Source organism: Sutterella sp. (genome assembly GCF_030539355.1).
Taxonomy (GTDB): domain Bacteria; phylum Pseudomonadota; class Gammaproteobacteria; order Burkholderiales; family Burkholderiaceae_F; genus Sutterella.
The window spans coordinates 1-20,300 of sequence record NZ_JAUNSF010000052.1 but is presented as its reverse complement, the minus strand read 5'-3'; the positions used below and the strand labels follow the sequence as shown (position 1 = coordinate 20,300).

At 65.3% G+C, this 20,300-nt stretch carries 16 protein-coding genes and 1 pseudogene; 12 read left to right on the top strand and 5 right to left on the bottom strand.

Features of this window, described 5'->3' with window-relative positions:
* Window positions 1-152 precede the first annotated feature (152 nt).
* Both Q4F91_RS08425 and Q4F91_RS08420 read left to right on the top strand, forming a co-directional pair.
* The gene (locus Q4F91_RS08425) at window positions 153-1,118 is read left to right on the top strand and encodes a histone deacetylase family protein (protein WP_303336644.1); all 966 of its coding nucleotides are present in this window, start codon (window positions 153-155) and stop codon (window positions 1,116-1,118) included.
* Window positions 1,115-2,416 carry an MFS transporter gene (locus tag Q4F91_RS08420; protein WP_303336642.1) on the top strand — a complete coding sequence of 434 codons (1,302 nt, stop codon included), beginning with the start codon at window positions 1,115-1,117 and terminating at the stop codon, window positions 2,414-2,416. Before Q4F91_RS08425 ends, Q4F91_RS08420 begins: the two co-directional genes overlap by 4 nt.
* A gap of 95 nt (window positions 2,417-2,511) precedes the next feature.
* On the opposite strand, the gene Q4F91_RS08415 is transcribed toward Q4F91_RS08420, so the two are convergent.
* Genes Q4F91_RS08415 through Q4F91_RS08405 form a run of 3 tightly spaced genes read right to left on the bottom strand, consistent with a single transcriptional unit; the run spans window position 2,512 to window position 5,376 of the window.
* Window positions 2,512-3,039: a TRAP transporter small permease gene (locus Q4F91_RS08415; RefSeq protein WP_303336640.1), complete on the bottom strand. Its 528-nt coding sequence runs from the start codon at window positions 3,037-3,039 to the stop codon at window positions 2,512-2,514.
* An 18-nt stretch (window positions 3,040-3,057) separates the two neighbouring features.
* The gene (locus Q4F91_RS08410) at window positions 3,058-4,335 is read right to left on the bottom strand and encodes a TRAP transporter large permease (protein WP_303336646.1); all 1,278 of its coding nucleotides are present in this window, start codon (window positions 4,333-4,335) and stop codon (window positions 3,058-3,060) included.
* Window positions 4,336-4,383: 48 nt separating this feature from the next.
* On the bottom strand, window positions 4,384-5,376 hold the full coding sequence (locus tag Q4F91_RS08405) for a TRAP transporter substrate-binding protein (protein WP_303336638.1): 993 nt from the start codon (window positions 5,374-5,376) through the stop codon (window positions 4,384-4,386).
* A 662-nt stretch (window positions 5,377-6,038) separates the two neighbouring features.
* Between Q4F91_RS08405 and Q4F91_RS08400 the strand changes: the two genes are divergently transcribed.
* From Q4F91_RS08400 to Q4F91_RS08375, 6 genes are all read left to right on the top strand, one after another.
* Window positions 6,039-6,827, top strand: coding sequence for an IclR family transcriptional regulator (locus Q4F91_RS08400; protein WP_303336636.1), 789 nt, complete (start codon window positions 6,039-6,041; stop codon window positions 6,825-6,827).
* 49 nt (window positions 6,828-6,876) lie between these two features.
* Window positions 6,877-7,779 (top strand): dihydrodipicolinate synthase family protein, encoded by a 903-nt coding sequence (locus Q4F91_RS08395; RefSeq protein ID WP_303336634.1) that lies wholly within the window; start codon window positions 6,877-6,879, stop codon window positions 7,777-7,779.
* 37 nt (window positions 7,780-7,816) lie between these two features.
* Entirely contained in the window at window positions 7,817-9,772 is a 1,956-nt protein-coding gene (locus tag Q4F91_RS08390; protein ID WP_303336632.1) for a YjhG/YagF family D-xylonate dehydratase, read from the top strand.
* A gap of 164 nt (window positions 9,773-9,936) precedes the next feature.
* Window positions 9,937-11,283, top strand: a complete 1,347-nt coding sequence (locus Q4F91_RS08385) for a gluconate:H+ symporter (RefSeq protein ID WP_303336630.1) — start codon at window positions 9,937-9,939, stop codon at window positions 11,281-11,283.
* A gap of 248 nt (window positions 11,284-11,531) precedes the next feature.
* On the top strand, window positions 11,532-12,755 hold the full coding sequence (locus Q4F91_RS08380; RefSeq protein WP_303336628.1) for an ATP-binding protein: 1,224 nt from the start codon (window positions 11,532-11,534) through the stop codon (window positions 12,753-12,755).
* Window positions 12,756-12,926: 171 nt separating this feature from the next.
* Window positions 12,927-13,592: a S24 family peptidase gene (locus Q4F91_RS08375; protein WP_303336627.1), complete on the top strand. Its 666-nt coding sequence runs from the start codon at window positions 12,927-12,929 to the stop codon at window positions 13,590-13,592.
* 185 nt (window positions 13,593-13,777) lie between these two features.
* On the opposite strand, the gene Q4F91_RS08370 is transcribed toward Q4F91_RS08375, so the two are convergent.
* Both Q4F91_RS08370 and Q4F91_RS08365 read right to left on the bottom strand, forming a co-directional pair.
* Window positions 13,778-14,647, bottom strand: coding sequence for a hypothetical protein (locus Q4F91_RS08370; RefSeq protein ID WP_303336625.1), 870 nt, complete (start codon window positions 14,645-14,647; stop codon window positions 13,778-13,780).
* 75 nt (window positions 14,648-14,722) lie between these two features.
* Complete coding sequence (locus Q4F91_RS08365; RefSeq protein WP_303336623.1) at window positions 14,723-15,478, bottom strand: outer membrane protein assembly factor BamD; 756 nt, start codon at window positions 15,476-15,478, stop codon at window positions 14,723-14,725.
* Window positions 15,479-15,509: 31 nt separating this feature from the next.
* On the opposite strand from Q4F91_RS08365, the gene Q4F91_RS08360 reads away from it, so the two are divergent.
* From Q4F91_RS08360 to Q4F91_RS08345, 4 genes and pseudogenes are all read left to right on the top strand, one after another.
* On the top strand, window positions 15,510-16,589 hold the full coding sequence (locus Q4F91_RS08360) for an RluA family pseudouridine synthase (protein ID WP_303336621.1): 1,080 nt from the start codon (window positions 15,510-15,512) through the stop codon (window positions 16,587-16,589).
* A gap of 5 nt (window positions 16,590-16,594) precedes the next feature.
* The gene (pgeF, locus tag Q4F91_RS08355; RefSeq protein ID WP_303336619.1) at window positions 16,595-17,389 is read left to right on the top strand and encodes a peptidoglycan editing factor PgeF; all 795 of its coding nucleotides are present in this window, start codon (window positions 16,595-16,597) and stop codon (window positions 17,387-17,389) included.
* A gap of 65 nt (window positions 17,390-17,454) precedes the next feature.
* Window positions 17,455-18,807, top strand: a complete 1,353-nt coding sequence (rimO, locus tag Q4F91_RS08350; RefSeq protein WP_303336618.1) for a 30S ribosomal protein S12 methylthiotransferase RimO — start codon at window positions 17,455-17,457, stop codon at window positions 18,805-18,807.
* A 244-nt stretch (window positions 18,808-19,051) separates the two neighbouring features.
* Window positions 19,052-20,300 (top strand): annotated as a pseudogene (locus tag Q4F91_RS08345) (fimbrial protein FimV); the annotation flags it as partial.

Below are 20,300 nucleotides of genomic sequence, written 5' to 3'. Positions count from 1 at the left end.
AGCGACAGGCCCGGGGACACAGACGGTCACGGAAAGCCGCTGAGCCCCCGGGCCCCCGCACTGCTAATATCGAATCCATGTTCAGCCACAGGACGCGCCGCCCTTTGGGGCGGCGCATCTGCCCCATCCGATCAACCACCTTCCCCGAGAGAATGTCATCGAGCGACTGGAAAACACTTCCGACCGGGTATTTCACGCATCAGCTCGTCAGCCTCCCCAACCCGCTCGAGGAGGCGCCGGAGTCCCCCGACCGCATTGAGGCGATCGAAACCCGCCTGATGCTCGGCGGCTTCGGCGGGCGCGTGCGCCGCATCGACTGCGGCCCGGCGCCGATGGATGCCGTGCTGCTCGCGCACGATGCCGACTACGTCAGCGCCCTCGAGCTCGCCAGCAAGGGCGACCGGGAGGCGCTCGCGCGCTTCTCCGAGCCCGACACCCGCGTGGGCGCGGACACCTTCGACTGCGCGATGGCGAGCGCCGGCGCCGCGGTGCGCGCCGTGGATGCCGTCTTCTCGCGCACGGTGAAGAACGCCTTCTGCGGGGTCCGCCCGCCCGGACACCACGCCTCGAGAAACCGCGCGAGCGGCTTCTGCTACCTCAACAACGCCGCGATCGCGGCTTTGTACGCAAGGAAGCGCTACCGTCTCAGCCGCGTCATGATCCTCGACTTCGACGCGCATCACGGCGACGGCACCGAGGAGATCGTGGCCGGGATCCCGGAGATCCGCTTCCTCTCGCTCTTCCAGTGGCCGCTCTTTCCGCACCGCCGCATGGAGCCGACGCCCGGGAACGTGGTGATCTCGCCGCTTGAGGCGGGCGCCGACGGCGTGGAGCTGCGCCGCATCGTCGAGGACGTGTGGATGCCCGAGATCGAGCAGTTCGAGCCCGAGCTCATCATTCTCTCGGCGGGCTTTGACGCCCATGCCGAGGAGCGCATCGCGCAGCTCAAGGCCGCCGAGATCGACTACGCACGCGTGACGCGCCTTCTCGTGGAGGCCTCCTGGCACATCTGCGAAGGGAGGCTCGTGAGCGTGCTTGAGGGCGGCTACATGCTCCGCAGCCTCGCGCGAAGTGTGTTCACCCATCTGCAGGGCCTTGTGAGGACGCCTGAGCCATGATTGATTCCAAAACGCTGATGCCGGGCGTGCGCCCGCGCGAGGTCTGGGCGTGGTCCGCCTTTGACTTCGCGAACTCGGGCTACACGACCGTCGTGCTCACGGCGGTCTTCAACGCCTACTTCGTCTCCACGATCGCGGGGGACGCGACCTGGGCGACCTTCGCCTGGACCTGCGTGATCGCGGCGAGCAACGCCGTGAGTCTCGTGCTCATGCCCGTGATCGGCGCGATCGCCGACGCGACCGCGAAGAAGAAGTTCTGGCTCTTCGTCGCCACGGCCTGCTGCATCGTCGGCACCCTCGGTCTCGCCTTCTGCGGCGAGGGAACGATCGCGCTCGCCGGCGCGATGATCATCCTCTCGAACATCGGCTACAACGTGGGCGAGACGCTCAATTCCGCCTTCCTCCCGGAGATCGCCCGGCCCGAGGCCGTGGGCAAGGTTTCCGGCTGGGGCTGGTCCTTCGGCTACTGCGGCGGCCTCGTGACGCTCGGCGCGTCGCTCGCGATCGTCGTGGGCGGCGAGTCGATAGGGCTCACGATGGACCAGCGCGTCGCGGGAACGATGATCGTCACGGCGGCCGTCTTCGCGCTCGCCTCGATCCCGATCTTCACGATGTTGAAGGAGCGCGCGAAGCCCCGCGGCACGGGCGGCAAGGAACTGCGCGACCTCTGTCTCGAAAGCTTCCGCGAGGTGCTGAAGACCTGCCGGAGCCTCGGCGAATACCGTGACTTCGCCTGCCTCGCGCTCTGCGGCTTCCTCTACCAGTCGGGCATCTCGATCGTGATCACGCTCTCGGCGGTCTACGCGGCCGAGGTAATGGGCTTCACGACGACGGACACGCTCATCCTCGTCTTCCTCGTCAACATCACCGCGGCCGTCGGCGCCTTCGGCTTCGGGTACCTGCAGGACCGCATCGGTCACAAGCGGGCGCTCGCGCTCACGCTCCTCTGCTGGATCGCGATGATCGCCTGCGCGGCCTTCGCCACGACCCGCCCGGTCTTCTGGGTGGCGGCCAATCTCGCCGGCCTCGCGATGGGGTCCTCTCAGTCCGCCGGCCGCGCGATGGTCTCACTTCTCTCGCCCGAGAGCCGTTCGGCCGAGTTCTTCAGCTTCTGGAACATGGCGCTCTGGGTCGCCGCGATCGTGGGTCCGCTCGCCTACGGCTCGGTCACCTGGATCACCGGCAATGACCACCGTCTTGCGATCTGCGTGACCGGCATCTTCTTCGTCGCCTCGTTGATCGCCCTCGTCCCGCTCAACCTCGAGCGCGGCATGAAGGCCGCCGGACGCGAGCAGTAACCGCTCGGACAGGAATTGCAGAACGGAACGGCCGCACTCCCTCGGGAATGCGGCCGTCAGCTTCTGTGGAGGCGCTCAACGCGCCGGAGGAAGGATCACCACTCCTCGAGCACCTCGATGTCGCCGTGCCCGCGGATGAGGTTCCGCACGGCCTCGAAGAGGTCGCGGATGCCGTAGCAGGTCATGAAGAAGGCGCTCACTGGGATTGCCGCGTAGGCGACGCGCATCTGCAGCCACGGGATCGACTGCATGTAGGCCTGCGCGCGCATCACCCACACCCAGCCGTACCAGCAGATGACGGCGTACATGACGAGTTCGATCACGCAGACGATGACGCGGCAGACGCGCCCGAGGGGCGTGCCGCGCAGGCGTTCGGTGAGAACGTCGACGACGAAGTGGCTGCGCGTGCGCACGAGTTCCTGCGCGGCGAGGAAGATCATCCAGATGAGGCAGATCTGGATCCAGTCGTCGGTCTGGGTGAAGTTGTAGACCGGGACGAACCGCACGAAGACGTTCGCCATGAACATGACGAAGATCGCCATGAGCGCCACGATGCAGATCGCGCGGGCCGTCCTGCTCACCACGCCGTCGATCATCTGCAGAAGGGAGAGAATCGCGTTCATTTCTAAACTCCTGCAGATTTAAGGAACGAGGTGCGCGAGGCCGAGCGAGAGCTCGGGGAAGAAGGCGACCAGGATCGAGAAGAGGATCATGATGATCACGTAGCCGAGGCAGTCCTTCGCGATCGCCATCACCTTCTCTCCGGTGATGGATGCCATCACGTATAGGTTGAGGCCCACGGGCGGCGTGAGCACGCCCACGGCGAGTGCGATGCACATGACGACGCCCAACTGAATGATGTCGTAGCCGAAGGCCTTGGCGAGCGGCACGAAGATCGGAACGGTGATCAGCAGAATCGCCGTGCCCTCCATGAAGCAGCCCATGATCACGAGGAGCGCGATGATGATGAGGAGCACGGGGGCGACAGACGTGAAGCTCGTCGAGATGAAGGCGATCGCCTGCTGCGGGATGCGGGTGTAGAGAAGCACGTACTGGAAGAACCCGGCCGTCGCGATCACGAACATCACCTTCGCGGTCTGCTCGGCCGTGTCCCAGAAGATCTTCGGCAGGTCCTTCAGATGAAGCGTCTTGAAGACGAAGAACCCGAGGATCATCACGTAGAAGGACGCCACGGCCGCCGCCTCGGTCGCGGTGAAGAGACCGGCGAACATGCCGCCGATCACGATCACCGGAGTCATGAGCGCGAAGAACGCGTCCTTGAAGGCCGTCCATCGCTCGCCCCACGGCGTGGGGTCGGTCTTGGCATAGCCCTCACGCTTGCTCACCCACGAGGACCAGAACATGAAGGCGATGCCGATCAGCACGCCCGGGACGGTGCCCGCGGCGAAGAGCGCGTTGACGCTTGTCTGCGTGAGGCCCGCGTAGAGAATCAGCGTGATCGAGGGCGGGATGATGGGGCCCAAAGCGCCGCCCGCCGCGATCGTGGCGCAGGAGAAGGAGCGGCTGTAGCCCGCCTTCGTCATCTCGGCGATGGCGATCATGCCGATGCCGGCGGCGCAGGCCGCGGCCGAGCCCGACATCGCGGCCATGATGATGCAGGCGACGATGGCGGCGTTCGAGAGCCCTCCCCAGCGGTGGCCGAGGCAGACGCGCCCGAACCCGAAGAGGCTCTTCGAGATGCCGCCCACGCTCATGAGATTTCCCATCAGGAGGAAGAAGGGAATCGACATGAGCGTGATGCCGGAGACCTGCGCGAACATGCGCTGCGGGACGAGGAAAAGGCGGGCCATGTCGCCGCCGAAGAGCAGGAACGTGGCCGTTGAGGCAAAGCCCATCGTCACGGCCGTCGTGACGCCGAGAAGCATCAGGACGAGGACGGAGGCGAAGATGACGAACATGACCACGGCTGCGGTCTCCTTCCTGTTTTTATTGTTTTTGAGGGCGGATTACTTCGCCTTTTCGGCGTCGATCGCCTTCAGGAGCTTCTCCATCTCGGCCTTGCCGGCGAGCTCGCCGATCTTCGCGTAGGCGGGCTGCATCTTCGTGGTGAAGGAGGCGCGGTCAGGGTAGGTGACGTTCATGCCCTTGGCCTTGAGTTCCTCGACCACTGCGGCCTCACCCTTGCTGATGCGCTCGCGCGTGAGGTTCTGCGCGTTGACGGCTTCCTCCTGGAGGATCTTCTGCGTCTCGGGGTCGAGCGTCTCGAAGACCATCTTGTTGATGAGCAAAACCTGGCAGTCGAAGTAGTGATTCGTCATCGCGAGCTGGTTCTGCGTCTCGAAGAGCGAGTCGGCGAGGATCGTGAAGACGGGGTTCTCCTCGCCCTGCACGACGCCCTGTTTGAGCGACGTGTAGAGCTCCGAGTAGGCGATCTTCTGCGTGTTGGCGCCGATCGAGTCAAAGGCGGCGAGAAGGCCCGTCGCGGGCGGCACGCGGATCTTGACGCCCTTCAGGTCATCGGCGGAGTTCACGACGATGTCCTGGGTGGTCGTCTGGCGGAAGCCGTAGTCGAACATCGAGAGGCCGACGGCGTCATGCGCGGCGAGACCTTCGTTCATCCAGGGCATCACGAACTTGTCGATCACGCGGTGCGCGTGGTCGTAGTCGGAGAAGAGGAAGGGAGCCGTCATGGCGTTCAACTTCCTCGAGTACATCGCGAGGTTGCCGAGCGAAATGATGCCCATGTCGAGCGCCGAGAGCGTCACCTGCTCGGCGAGCGCGGGCTGGTCGCCGAGTTCGCCCGCCGGATAGATCTCGATCTTCACCCTGCCGCCCGTGCGGTCCGCGACGTTCTTCGCAAAGAGCTGCGCGGCCTCGTGATGCGCGTGCGAGGTCGCCGCCGTGTGACCGAGCCTCAGCGTCTCGGCCGAGGCGGTGCCGATAGAGAGAGCGGCGCAGAGCGGGAGAAGGATGAGCGAGAGGGCGGAGCGTAATTGCATGATGGAGCGGTTCCTTTGGTGTTCTGTTTCGCGGACGGGCTGTCCGTCCGAGGCTGCAGCGGCCTCCCATGCCTGTGCAGCGGCCGGCCGCCGGGCGATGCCTGAGGGAACGGCGACGCGAAATGCCGTCCCGATTGTATTTGATCAACGCTATTGCGCAAAGAGGAGGAAATCCTCAATGCCGTTCTCCTGCAGGTGTTCGTACGGGCATGGCGTTCCGGCGGAGCCGGAGGCAGGCCCCCGTAAATCCTGATTTTGTTTTCTCTGTCGTTCCGGAACGGGTGTCATGCAGGGGGCGAAAAGTCGCCGGCCGGAACCCCGGATCCCCTGCGGCAGAGGGGAAAACGGGGCGACCGAGGGGGTGTCCGGGGATGCGTCCCTGTCTTTCCCCGGCATCTTCTGACCAGGCGTCCGGAAGGCGGGACGCGCTCCCCGGAGCTGTTTGCAGTTTTGGATAGCGCGGCCGCGACGTCCGTGCAGTCCCTGCGGGAGCCTGAGGAGAAACTGAAAAATTTGATTGCCAATTATTTGATTTACATGAAAACGTGAAATCTAGAATTCCGGCCATCCATTTCGGTTCAACTTGTTGAACCCCTGATTCACACGGGACTTCCCTCACATCAGAATGACGCCATCCCAACCAATCAAGGAGCGGACACGACATGGCCGGCAAAGGCTGCACATCACTCATCCGGGCTGACAGGATTCTCACCTACATCGCTCACAAGGGCGCGGCGAGCTTCACGCAGCTGAAGGATGACTTCGAGCTTCCGAAGAGCAGTCTCTTGAATTTGCTTGACACGATGGTCGAGTGCGGCCTCCTCGTGAAGAACGACGCGCGCCAGTATCAGCTCGGCATCAAGGTCTACGAACTCGGCTGCCAGTCGCTGCATCGCCGCAGCCTCTTCGAGATCTCGAAGCGCCCGATGCAGGAGCTCGCCATGCAGAGCGGCCTCATCTGCCACCTCGGCACGATCGAGGACTTCCACGCGATCTATCTCGACAAGGTCGAGAGCCCCCGCTCCCGTCCGACCGAGCGCAGCTGGGTCGGCAAGAAGCTTGAGTTCCACGTCACGGCCCTCGGCAAGGTGCTGCTCGCGTGGAAGCCCGAGGGCGAGCTGAAGCTCTACCTCGATGAGCTCAGGCTCGTGCGCAGAACGCCGAAAACGATCACCGACCGGAACCTCTTCGTGGAGGAACTGGCTCTCACGCGCCAGCGCGGATGGGGCATGGACGCGGAGGAGTCAGCTGACGGCGCGGTGTGCATATCCGCTCCGGTCTTCGACCTCTCCGGACGCGTCCCGTACGCGGTGTCGCTTTCGGCGGATCCGACCATCTTCACGCCCGACAAGCTCGACGGCTACCTCCGCATGCTCGCCGAGTGCACGGAACAGATTTCACGGGGACTCGGCTACAGCGGCCCCCTCCCGCAGATTCTCGCCCTCAGGTGAAGGGCGGCAGAACACACCCCAAGAGACTTTCAAGAAGGAGATTCTCATCATGACGAAATTCCACGGCTGCATCCCGCCGGTGTCCTCGACCTTCGACGCGGAAGGCAACGTCGACGCCGCGGCTGCGAAGCGCCTCGCCGACTACCTGATCGAGCACGGCGTGCACGGTCTCTTCTACCTCGGCACGGGCGGCGAGTTCTCGCAGATGAACACGGCCGAGCGCAAGGCGATGGCCGAGGCCGGCGTCGCGGCCGCCGCAGGCCGCGTCCCCGTCCTGATCGGCGTGGGCTCGCCCAACACCCGCGAGGCCGTGGAACTCGCGAAGCACGCCGAGTCGATCGGCGCCGACGGCATCGTCGTGATCAATCCTTACTACTGGAAGGTCGCCCCGGCGAACCTCGACGCCTACTACAAGGCGATCTGCTCGGCCGTGAAGCTCCCGGTCATCATCTACAACTTCCCGGACCTCACCGGCCAGGACCTCAATGCCGAGGTCGTCAAGCGCCTCGTGCTTGCCAACGACAACATCGTCGGCATCAAGGAGACGATCGACAACGTCGGCCACATCCGCGCCATGATCCGCACGATCAAGCCGATCCGCCCGGATTTCTCCGTCTTCGCGGGCTACGACGACCACCTCCTCAACACGCTTGAGCTCGGCGGCGACGGCTCCATCACCGCGAGCATGAACTTCGCCCCGGACCTCTCGGTCGGCATCTACGAGGCCTTCAGGAAGGGCGACTACCAGAAGGCGGTCGAGCTCGACAAGAAGCTCGTCCAGCTCCCGGCGCTCTACGGCATCGAGGTGCCCTTCATGAGCGTGATCAAGTACGCCACCGTGCGCGTCGCCGGCGTCGAGATGAACACCTATGCGCTGCCGCCCGTCCGCCCGCTCACCGACGAGGTGAAGGCGAAGGTCGACGCCTTCCTCAAGGCCGAGGGCCTTCTCTGATCCGCAGCACCTGACAAGACCCCAAGGAGTGAAAGAAATGACTGACTGCTACGACCAGGCCGACGAGACGATCTATCAGATCCGCACCCATGCGGACGGCCCGAAGGGCGAGCTCCCGCTCACGCCCGCGATGCTCATCAACCGCCCGAGCGGCGACCTCTTCGGCATGACCATGAACGCCGGCATCGGCTGGAACCCCGACGAGCTCGACCGTGACGAGATCCTGCTCGTCTCGACCCTGGGCGGCATCCGCGCCGCCGACGGCAAGCCCATCGCGCTCGCGCTGCACCAGGGTCACTACGAGCTCGACGTGCAGATGCGCGCCGCCGCCGAGGAGATCGCGAAAGGCAAGAACCTCCCCTACGCCGTCTACGTCTCCGACCCGTGCGACGGCCGCACGCAGGGCACGCTCGGCATGTTCGACTCGCTCCCGTACCGCAACGACGCAAGCATGACGATGCGCCGCCTGATCAGGTCCCTCCCGAACGTGAAGGCCGTCGTCGGCGTCGCGACCTGCGACAAGGGTCTGCCCGCCACGATGATGGCGCTCGCGAGCCAGCACAACCGCGCGATCGTCCTCATCCCGGGCGGCTCGACCCTGCCCGCCGTGGGCGGCGAGGACAACGGCCGCGTGCAGACGATCGGCGCGCGCTTCGCCAACGGCGAGCTCTCGCTCCATGACGCCCGCCGCTTCGGCTGCTCGGCCTGCGCCTCCGCGGGCGGCGGCTGCCAGTTCCTCGGCACGGCCGGCACCTCGCAGGTCGTCGCCGAAGGCCTCGGCCTCGCGCTCCCGCACTCCGCGCTCGCCCCGTCGGGCGAGCCCGTCTGGGTCGACATCGCCCGCGCCTCCGCGCGCGCCGCGATCAACCTCGTCAAGGCCGGCATCACGGGCAAGGACATTCTCACCTGGAAGGCGATCGAGAACGGCATGATGATCCACGCCGCCTTCGGCGGATCGACCAACCTGCTGCTGCACATCCCGGCGATCGCGCATCAGGCCGGCGTGAAGCTCCCGGCGGTCGAGGACTGGATCCGCATCAACCAGGCCGTGCCGCGCCTCGTCGACGTTCTGCCGAACGGCCCGAAGTACCATCCCACCGTCCGCGCCTTCATGGCGGGCGGCGTGCCGGAGGTCATGCTCCATCTGCGTGACCTCGGCCTCCTGCACCTCGACGCGCTCACCGTCACGGGCAAGACCGTCGGCGAGAACCTCGAGTGGTGGGAGAAGTCCGAGCGCCGCCAGCGCTTCAAGGAGATCCTCGAGCGCCAGGAGCACGTCAGCCCCGACGACGTCATCATGTCGCCGAAGGTGGCCCGCGAGCGCGGTCTCACCTCGACCATCACCTTCCCCGTGGGCAACATCGCCCCCGAGGGCTCCGTGATCAAGTCGACCGCCATCGATCCCTCCGTGATCGGCGAGGACGGCGTCTACTACCACAAGGGCCCCTGCAAGGTCTACCTCTCCGAGAAGTCGGCCGTCTACGACATCAAGCATGAGAAGGTCAAGAAGGGCGACATCCTCGTGATCATCGGCACCGGCCCCTCGGGCACGGGCATGGAGGAGACCTACCAGGTGACGAGCTCGCTCAAGCACCTGAGCTACGGCAAGTACGTCTCGCTCGTCACCGATGCGCGCTTCTCCGGCGTCTCGACCGGCGCCTGCGTCGGCCACGTCGGCCCCGAGGCGCTCGCGGGCGGCCCGATCGGCAAGCTCCGCACGGGCGACATCGTCGAACTGCGCATCGACTGCGTCAACCTGCACGGCACCGTGAACTTCCTCGGTACCGCCGAGACGGGCGAGCTCCCGCTCGAGGAGGCCACGAAGCTCCTCGCCACCCGTGAGAGCCATCCCGAGCTCGCCCCGGATCCGGACCTGCCCGACGACACCAAGCTCTGGGCGGCGCTCCAGTCGCTCTCGGGCGGCACCTGGCGCGGCTGCATCTACGACGTGCCCCGCATCGTCGAGGCCTTCAAGAAGCTCCCGAAGGACTGATTCCCGGTCCCCCACCTCTTTTCTTCAACCCGGCTGAACCCTGACACCCCGGGACGCAGGCGAGAAAGTTCTCCTGACGCCTGCGTTCCATGGGGGGGGGGAAGCTCTATCCCAAGGAAGCGTTTTCTATCCCTCCGGGGGTAGAAAACGCACAAGGACGAACCATGCCTCTGCTCATCATTGCAATCGGCGTCGCGGCCCTGCTGCTGCTCACGATCCGGTTCAAGCTCAACACCTTCGTCTCACTCATCATCGTCTCGATCGGCGTCGCGATCGCGAGCGGCATGCCGCTCCACAAGATCATCGGCGCGGTCGAGGGCGGCTTCGGCGGCACGCTCGGCCACATCGGCCTCATCTTCGGCTTCGGCGTGATGCTCGGCCGTCTGCTCGCCGAGGCGGGCGGCGCCCAGCGCATCGCTCTGACGATGCTCAACTTCTTCGGCACGAAGCACATGGAGTGGGCCGTCGTCTGCTCGGCCTTCATCGTCGGCATCGCGCTCTTCTTCGAGGTGGGCCTCATCCTCCTCATCCCGATCATCTTCGCCATCGCCCGCGAGGCCAAGACGAGCCCGATGACGCTGTGCGTCCCGATGCTCGCCGGCCTGCTCGTCGCGCACTGCTTCCTGCCGCCGCACCCGGGCCCCACGGTCATCGCCAAGGAATACGGCGCTGACGTCGGCCAGGTGCTCCTCTACGGCATGGTAGTCGGCATCCCGACCTTCCTTCTCGCCGGTCCGCTCCTCAACCGCTTCTGCAAGAAGCTCATTCCCGCCGCCTTTGAGAAGGCCGGTGACATCAGCGCCCTCGGCTCGACGAAGAACTTCACGGACGCCGAGATGCCCGGCTTCGGCATCAGCTTCGTGACCGCGATGCTCCCCGTCATCCTGATGGCGCTCGTGACGATCCTCGAGTTCTTCATCACGCCGCAGATGCGCAATGAGTCGCTCTTCCTCGAGACCGTCTTCTTCATCGGCAATTCCACGACTGCGATGCTCGTCTCGATGCTCTTCGCGCTCTGGTCGATGGGCTACGCCCGCGGCAAGAAGATGGACGAGCTGATGAAGACCTGCGGCGCGGGCATCGCCGGCATTGCCGGTCTGCTGCTCATCATCGGCGGCGGCGGCGCCTTCAAGCAGGTGCTGATTGACTCCGGCGCCGGCGCCTACATCGCCAACCTTGTCTCCGGCGAAGGCATCAACCCGATCATCCTCGCCTGGGGCATCGCCTCGGTGCTGCGCATCTGCCTCGGCTCGGCCACGGTCGCCGCGATCTCCACGGCCGGTCTCGTGATCCCGATGATCGCGGGCGCCGACGTGAACCTCGCCCTCATCACGCTCGCCACGGGCGCCGGCAGCTCCATCTGCTCCCACGTGAACGACGCTTCGTTCTGGATGATCAAGGAGTTCTTCGGCCTCACGACGAAGGAAACGATCTGCTCGTGGACGCTGATGTCGACCGTCGTCTCGGTCCTCGGCCTGGTCTTCCTCCTCATGGTTGACGCCGTGATCTAAGTCACCTCCGAGCTCCGGGCCGCCCGCCGCCGCACTGCCACCCGTCGGCGGGCCGCCCTGGATTTCTGAAGGATTCATCCCGCACAGGGGTGCGTGCCAGGAGCCGCCGGCGCGCACCCCTGTGCCTTTTCCGTCCGGGGGCACGACCGCCGGGGATGCAGTTTTCACGGTCGAAAAATGAGGAATAGAATCCACAAAGTAGGAAAAATTACCGACTTTGTGGAATCAATTCCATTTCGAGGGGCCTCATGAAGACGTTGCCAAGGACGGAGTATCTCAATCAGCTTCTTGAGTTTCTTGACAAAAAACTGATCAAGGTGATCTCGGGAGTGCGCCGATGCGGCAAGTCGACGCTCCTTCAGCTTCTTCAGGAGCATCTGCGCCGGAGCGGCGTCACGGAGGAGCAGATCGTCGCGGTGAACTTCGAGGACTTTGACGCCGAGCCGCTCTGCGAGGCGCGGGCGCTGCACACGTTCCTCAGGGAGAAGCTCGTTCCCGGCAGGATGACGTACATCTTCCTCGACGAGATTCAGCACGTTGAAGACTTTCCGCGGGTGGTGGACAGTCTCAGCATCCGCGACAACGTGGACATCTACATCACCGGGTCGAACGGGCGTCTGCTCTCGGCGGACATCGCGGCGCTCCTCACGGGGCGCTACGTGGAGATCCGCATGCTGCCGCTCTCCTTCAGGGAGTTCGTGGAGGCAACGGCAGAGAAGGAGCCTCTCCGGGAGAGTTATCTCCGCTATCTTGAGCAGAGCTCCTTCCCGTATGCGCTTGAGCTCGGCTCGGACAAGGCCGTCCGAACCTATCTCGAGGGCATCCTTGACGGCATCCTGATGAAGGACATCGTCGAGCGCTACAAAATCAGCGAGCCCTCGCTCCTGAGGAGTATCACGGCGTTCCTCTTCGACAGCATCGGCAGCGAGGTCTCAAGCCGCGGCATTGCCAATGCACTTTCCTCCACAAGGCGCAAAACGGATCCCAAGACGGTGGACAGATACCTCTCCGCTCTTGTGGCCAGCCAGCTCTTCTATGAGGCGAAGCGCTACGACATCCGCGGGAAGCGCCTTCTGACAAGGCTCGAGAAATACTATTCAGTCGACCCGGCGCTCCGTCGCCTGATGCTCGCCCGCTCAGGCATGGATGTCGGTCATGTGCTTGAGAACGTTGTCTATCTCGAGCTTCTGCGCCGCGGGTATGACGTGAGCGTGGGCAAGCAGGACGACTATGAGGTGGATTTCGTCGCCCGCAGTCACGCCGCGACGCTTTATGTGCAGGTGTCGGCCACGGTCCGTGACGCAGGGACGCTCGCGAGGGAACTGCGGTCCCTGGAGGCGGTCCGCGACAACAACCCGAAGCTGCTGCTCACGCTCGACGATGATCCGCCGATGAGCTACGAAGGCATCTGGCGCATGAACGCGCTCGAGTGGCTCGTCGGCAGAATGCCTGACGGCACCGTCCTGCAGTGACATGCTTTTCGCATGCGGCCCGGCCGTGTAACGGAGGTGTCCGCGAATGGGTTACTGCTGTCCGCACTTGGGTTACCCGGGTCGGGAACTTCTGCATTGAATCCGTGCATGATTCTGTAAGAGGTTAGACTGCAGGCGAGTCACAACAAATTCTCCGCAGGTTCATTCGCCATGACGATCATGCAGCGCGTTCGGGTGCTTCTGAAAGACAGCAAAAAATCACAGGCCGCCTTTGCCCGTGAGATCGATACGAGTCCGCAGACGTTCTCGGCCTGGGTCTCCGGCAGGAACCAGCCGAGCGTCACCATGATTCTCCGCATGAGCAAGGCGCTTCAGGTCTCGCCGACCTGGCTGCTCACCGGCGAGGAGGAGGAGGACTACCTGGGCTCTCCAGATGCCAGGAAGTACGTCAGGATCCATCAGGCGGATCTCTCCGACAAGGTGGATGACAGGATCCTGGAGGCAATGGAAAGCGTCGCCCCCGTGAAGATGATTCAGGTCGGTCACGGCTGGGCGCCGCGGCATGGTGTTTCGGGGGATGAGTCTCAGCTCAGCCTTCTCGGCGTGAAAGGCAACGCGATGGAGCCGACTTTGAGCGACGGGGACTTCATCCTGCTTGACCAGTCGGTGAATTTCATGCTCACCGACGGCGTCTATGCCTTCACATACGGCGGCGACTTCTTCATCAAGCGGCTGCAGCGGATCGGCGGCAAGGCGATCCGGGTGATCAGCGACAACCCCAGGTTCGAGGCCTACTCCGTTGACACGGAGGAATTTCAACAGAACTGCCGCATCATCGGCCGGGTCGCGGCGGTCATGTCCACCAGGCCTGTCTGAGGCATTCCGGCTCCTCAAGTCGGGAAGAATGAGGAATGGAATCCACAAAGTGGGAAAATTTCCTGACTTTGTGGAATCGATTCCATTTTGTTGGCTGTGAGAGCCTCGGAGTGAGGCGCTTCAGCACTGGAGTATTTGCGGCAGCAGGAGCGTCCGCGTTTCGGTCATTCCTGTCCGCGTCTGGGTTACTCAGGCCGGCACTCCGGGGGCACCTCGATGCCGAAGGCCGCGCAGACGAAGGTCTGCAGTTCGTTGAAGCGCTCGAGCACCGGCGCGCATCCCGGCCGCTCGATGCACCTGATGGTGCGCATCTCGTCGAACATATCCTCGGGCGAACTGAAGATCTCACGGAGCGCAGTCTGCCCGTGAACCTTGACGACGTGGTTCATGAGCGCCGAGCCCGTGATGGCGACGACCGCCCAGCCGCTCACCTCGCCGCCTCCGATGCGGGGCTCGTCAAGGCGAAGATCCGCGGCATCCGGCCGCAGGCGGCGCAGCCGCAGGAACGCCTCACCCCGTCCGGGCGTCACGGCATCAATCGCTCGTTCAATCCGCTCCGGCGTGAGCTCGATGTCGGCTGGCATCCTCGCGATACGCTGCCAGCGCGCGAGCCGCGGGAACAGAAACCCGGTGAGCATCGGAAAAATGGCGAGCGTCAGGATCTGATTGACGAGCGCGGCATCCCCGTCGAGGGCGGCGAGGAGATCGTCGGTGAGTCCGATCCGGTGGGATATCTGCTCAAGGAACCACGAGTCCCCGGCAAGACGCATCGGGACTGGATCAGACTCCGGCGTGCCGATGGCGTCGAGTTCCGAAAGATCCCAGTCCCCGGGGAAAATGAATTTTCCCCGTTCCTCCTCGGAAAGCCTTCTGAACGCCTCGTTCGGGATGAAGCGATTCGTTTCCGGATCGAGCCGTCCCCAGTGAGCATAGGCGTGGGTTCGCTTGCCGGTTTTCGGGTCGGTCTGCCCGGGCTGCGTGCTCGCATAGACATACTTTCCCATCCGGTGGATGCGCATGCGGTACGGTGCTTCCGGGTCGATCGGGCGTGACATGGGAGTGTTTCCAGATATGCGAAAGGCCTCCGCTGGGGGAGGCCTCTCTCAAGGAATGCCGGTTCTGACGGATGATCAGCGGGCAGGCTGCGCACGCGCGCCGTCGCGGTTCATGTCGATGATGCGGCGGGTGTCGGTGGCGAGGTCCGAGATCTTGAGGGCGTCGTAGCTGTCGGCGATGAGCTGAAGGGCATCGTCGCGCATCGGTGTGTTCTGGAACTCACGCACGACGCGCTGGGCGCGCTCGATGGCGGCGACGTAGGCGTGACGGGCGAAGTAGTACTGGGCGGTCTTCAGCTCATGCTCGGCCTGCGCGAGCACGAGTCCGTGCATGCGGCGGCGGGCCTCGGGGGCGAAGCGGCTGTCCGGGTAGCGGAGCGCGAGCTCCTTGAAGGTGTCGAACGCTTCGCGGGAGGCGTTCGGGTCACGCTCGGCCAGGTCCTCGGCCGCGAGCTTGTTGAACCAGCTGTCGGTCTCGTTCAGGGTCGCGAGCGCCTTCAGGTACATCACGTAGTCGCTGTTGGCGTGGTTCGGATAGGTGCGCAGGAACTGGTCGGCCGCCTGCACGGCGCCCGGGGCGTCACCGTCCTTCCAGGTCGCGTAGATCAGTTCGATCTGGGCCTGCTGGGCGTACTGACCGAACGGATAGCGGGCCTCAAGCTTCTGGTAGTAGTCCTTCGCCTGTGTCCAGTTGCTATCATCAAGGGCTGACCTCGCCTCGGTGTAGAGCTGGTCAGCGCTCCAGTCGAGCGTAGGGTCCTTCTCAAGGCTCTGCAGCCAGGAGCAGGAGGCCGTGGCGAGCGTCACGGCGACAAGCGCGAAGCCGCGCATCAGGAGCCTTTTGAAAGGATTGACAGATTTCATGAGTGAAGAGCAGGTCGAATTAGACAGCGTCGATTATAGCGACGAGGATTTTGAAGACGGGGCCGAGGATGCAACCGAATCCGTCGAACTTCCCCGTTTCACGGTCGAGGGGTTCTGGGGCGAGCGCCTTGACAAGGTTCTCGCGGCCCATCTGCCCGACGTGTCCCGCGCGAGGCTGCAGAAGCTCATCGAGGCCGGGAAGGTCCGCCTGAACGGCCGCGTCGTGGAGAAAATCCGCGAGAAGGCGACCGAGGGCGACGAGATCGAGCTCCTCGAGCCGCCGCGGCTTGACGAGTCGCTCGCCTTCGAGCCGCAGGAGGACGTGGAGTTCGAGGTGGTCTACGAGGACGATGCGATCATCGTCGTCAACAAGCCCGCCGGGCTCGTCGTGCACCCGGGCGCCGGGAACCCCGACGGGACGCTCCTGAACGGTCTCCTCTGGCAGTTCCCGGAGCTCAAGGACGTTCCGCGCGCGGGCATCGTGCACCGCCTTGACCGCGACACCACCGGCCTCATGGTCGTCGCCCGCACGCTCGCCGCGCAGACGAACCTCGTGCGCCAGCTCCAGGCCCGGTCCGTCAAGCGCGAGTACTGGGCGCTCACGATCGGCACGGCCGCGGAGGACTTCGTCGTTGACGTGCCGATCGGCCGCGACCCGAAGAGCCGCATCCGCTTCCGCGGGTTCCCGGGCTCCACGGGCGTGCGCGCCAAGCCCGCCCGCACCCGCGCCCGCGCCGTTGACTGGTCGAGCGCCGACGGCATTCCCGTCTCCTGGGTTGCCTGCCGCCTCGACACGGGCCGCACGCACCAGATCCGCGTGCACTTGACCGGCGAGGACCTGCCGCTGATCGGCGACCAGCTCTACCGCGGCCGCGCCCCCGGCATCGCCGTCAAGATGGAGAACCTCCTCGACTTCCACCGCCAGGCGCTCCACGCCTCGCGTCTCGGTCTCATCCACCCGGTCACGGGCGAGGAGATGGAGTGGTTCGTCCCGCCCGAGGAGGACATGATTGATCTGATGGATGACCTCGGCTTCGGTCCCTGGGACCGCCCGGTCACGGTTTTTGAAAGGAACTAAAGAAGATGTCGATTGGCTTCAAGGAAGATCTCGAGAGCATCGCCCCGGAATGGACGGGCGAGACTCCGAAGGGCGTCAAGGCCTTCTTCACCTGCCGCACGGGCGGCGTCTCGAGCGGCCCCTGGGGCGGCCCCGAGGGCGTGATGGGTCTCAACCTCTCCAAGAGCACGGGTGACAACGCCTTCTGCGTGAAGATGAACCGCCAGATCCTCACGCAGTGCCTGCCCGCCGAGCCGAAGTGGATCTCTCAGGTCCACGGCACCGCGGTGATCCACGCCGATGAGGCCGCGGACGCCCCGGAGGCCGACGGCTCCTGGACCATGACCCCGGGCGTCGTCGCCTGCGTCATGGTCGCGGACTGCCTCCCCGTGCTCCTCGCCGACCGCGAGGGCCGCATCGTCGCGGCCGTGCACGCGGGCTGGAGAAGCCTCGCCGACGGGATCATCCAGGAGGGCGTGCGCGCGATGCGCCGCGCGCTCGGCGACGAGAGCTTCGTCCCCGCCGTCTGGATGGGGCCGCGCATCGGCGCGGAATCCTTCGAGGTGGGCGACGACGTGCTCGAGGCGATGAAGCAGCATCTCCCGGAGGCCGAGAAGGCCTTCACCAAAAAGCCCGACGGCAAGTGGCTCTGCGACCTCGCCATGCTCGCCCGCATGGCCCTCAGCTCCGTCGGCGTCCCCGACGGCGACATCGCCGACTGCGGGCTCTCGACCTATGCCGATGCAAAGCGCTTCTTCAGCTTCCGCCGCGACGGGAAGCAGAGCGGGCGCCACGCGGCCCTGATCTGGATCGAGTCCTGAGGCATAATCCGCGGTTCGCCAGAATTCATACAGATAACAAGACCCCAACCGGAAAGAATCTCCAAATGACTCGGCATATTCCCGTCGTCGGCTTCGTCTCCCTCGGCTGCCCCAAGGCGCTCGTCGACACCGAGCGCATCGTCACGGAACTGCGCGCCCGCGGCTACCGCGTGGGCAACACCTACAAGGACGCGGACCTCGTCATCGTCAACACCTGCGGCTTCGTGAACGAGGCCGTCGAGGAGTCGCTCGCCGCCATCTCGGAGGCGCTGCGCGAGAACGGCCACGTGATCGTCTGCGGGTGCCTCGGCGGCAGGAAGGAGGCCGACGGCTCGAACTACGTGCTCGCGCGCATGCCGAAGGTGATCGGCGTCACGGGCCCGGACAGCGTCGACGAGGTGCTTGAGATGGTCGAAGGGGTGCTGCCGCGCCCGCACGACCCGTGGGACGAGCTCGTGCCCGCGGCGGGCGTGCGCCTGACGCCGAAGCACTACGCGTACCTCAAGATCTCCGAGGGGTGCAACCACCACTGCACGTTCTGCATCATCCCGAACCTGCGCGGCACGCTGCTGTCGCGCCCGATCGGCGACATCGTCCGCGAGGCGGAGAACCTCAAGGCCGCCGGCGTGAAGGAGCTCCTCGTCATCAGCCAGGACACCGCGGCCTACGGCGTCGACAAGCGCTACAAGCTCGACTTCGCGGGCGGGCGCCCGGCGCACACGAGGCTCCTTGACCTCTGTCGCGAGCTCGGGCGTCTCAACATCTGGACGCGCCTGCACTACGTCTACCCGTACCCGAGCGTGGACGACGTGGTGCCGCTCATGGCCGAGGGCCTCGTGCTTCCCTATCTTGACGTGCCCTTCCAGCACGCGCACCCGAGGATCCTGAAGCTCATGAAGCGTCCGGCCTCGGGCGAGCGGAACCTCGAGCGCATCGAGGCCTGGCGCAGGGCCTGCCCCGACATCACGATCCGCTCGACCTTCATCGCGGGCTTCCCCGGCGAGACCGAGGAGGAGTTCGAGTACCTGCTCGACTTCCTGCGCGAGGCGAAGCTCGACCGCGTCGGCTGCTTCGCGTACTCGCCCGTAGAGGGCGCGGTGGCCAATTCCCTCCCGGGGGCTCTGCCCGACGAGGTCCGTGAGGACCGCCGCCGGCGTCTGATGGAGCTCCAGGCGCAGATCTCGCTCGAGAAGCTTGCCAAACGCATCGGCGGCGTCGAGGACGTGATCATCGACGAGGAGCCCGACGAGGACGGCGTCGCGGTCGGCCGCACCAAGTCCGACGCCCCCGACATCGACGGCGTTTGCTACGTCACCACGGACCGCGCGCTCAAGCCCGGCGACATCGTGCGCGTGCGCATGACCGCCAACGAGGAGCACGACCTCATCGGCCGCGAAGTGCCGCCCGAGGCCGAATAAGACCCCTCAGAGGTCTCTGAAAATCAACGCTTCGCTTCCTCCGGGAGGGCTTTCAATCCAAGAAAGCCCTCCTGTCTTATTGAGACGGTGCGGGAGCACGGGCGGTGGGTGCGGTATCATGCCCGCACCACAGATAAAAAATGAGAGTAGAGGCGGCACGGCGCTCCTTTGCGCTGAACCTTCCGTCAGCGGAGAAAACTGTTTTCCGGCCGCCCTCGCTCAGAGAAAATCCGCGCATTAAGCAATGATTTCCAGAAAGCTTCCTCTGCTCATCGCGGCGATGCTCTCCGCATTCGCCACCGCGGCCGGCGCCGTGGCACTCGGCCCGCTCAACATCCGGAGCGTGCCGGGCCAGCCCCTTGACGCGACCCTTGAGATCCAGGACGTGGATCTCTCCATTTCCCCGATTCTCGTGCGTGTCGCGCCTCCCGCGACCTATCTGCGCGAGGGCGTGCAGTGGCCCCAGGAGGCCCAGGACCTGCGCATGACCCGCATGAGCGGCGACCCGAGCACGGTCCGCGTGCGCGTCACGGGCTCGCAGAAGGTTGACGCGAGCTTCCCGCTCCTGATTGAGATGAACGCCGGCGGCGTCGTCTCGGTGCGCAACTACTTCATCCAGCGCAATCCCACGGGCTTCAGCGTGCTCGCGCAGAACGAGACGCCCTCGGGCGGCACCCAGCCGGCGAAGCCCTCGACGCAGGGAAAGATCATCGAGCGCGTGGAGCGCTATGAACTGCCTCCCGCGGCGCAGAAGCCCGCTGCCGCGCCGGTTCAGAAGCCCGCTGCAGCGCCCGTCGAGAAGCCTGCGCCCGCTCCGGTGCAGAAGCCGGCGCCCGCAGTCGCGCAGAAGCCCGTCGTGCCGACGCCGCCCCTGCCGAAGGCCGAGCCCCGTCCCGAGCCCAAGCCCGCTGCCGCTCCCGCTCCGCAGAAGGCCGCCGCGCCTGCTCAGCCCGCCGCCGAGCCGAAGCGCCAGGCCGTCCGCCGCGCCCCCGCGGGCTCGAACGCCCCGGCCGTCGTGCGCGAGTACGTGGCCCTCAACGGCTTTGACCCGAACGAGACCTTCACGATCCAGCGCAACATGACGCTCTGGTCGATCGCGAAGCTCTACTGGCCGGGCTACCCGGGCGCGCTCCTCGAGCAGGTCTCGATCGCGCTCACCAACAAGAACCCGAACGCGTTCGTCAACGGCGATCCCTCGAAGATCGTCGTGGGCGAGAAGCTTCGTTCGCCCACGAACGCTGAGGTCTTCGCCGTCGACCCGGTCAAGGCCTTCCGTGAGGTGCACGGCAACAAGGTGCGCATCCCCGCGCCCACGCAGAACCTGATTGACGCGCAGCGCCATTCGCCGGCCGCCGCCGCCGAGGTCGCCGCCGTCCAGCAGCCGATGCTCGCGAAGCACGCCGCGCCCAAGGCCGTCGCCGATGCGGGCAGGGATGCCCTGAAGCGCGCCGTCGCCGAGGAGGAGCGTGACCGCGAGGCCGCCGCCTCCGCCG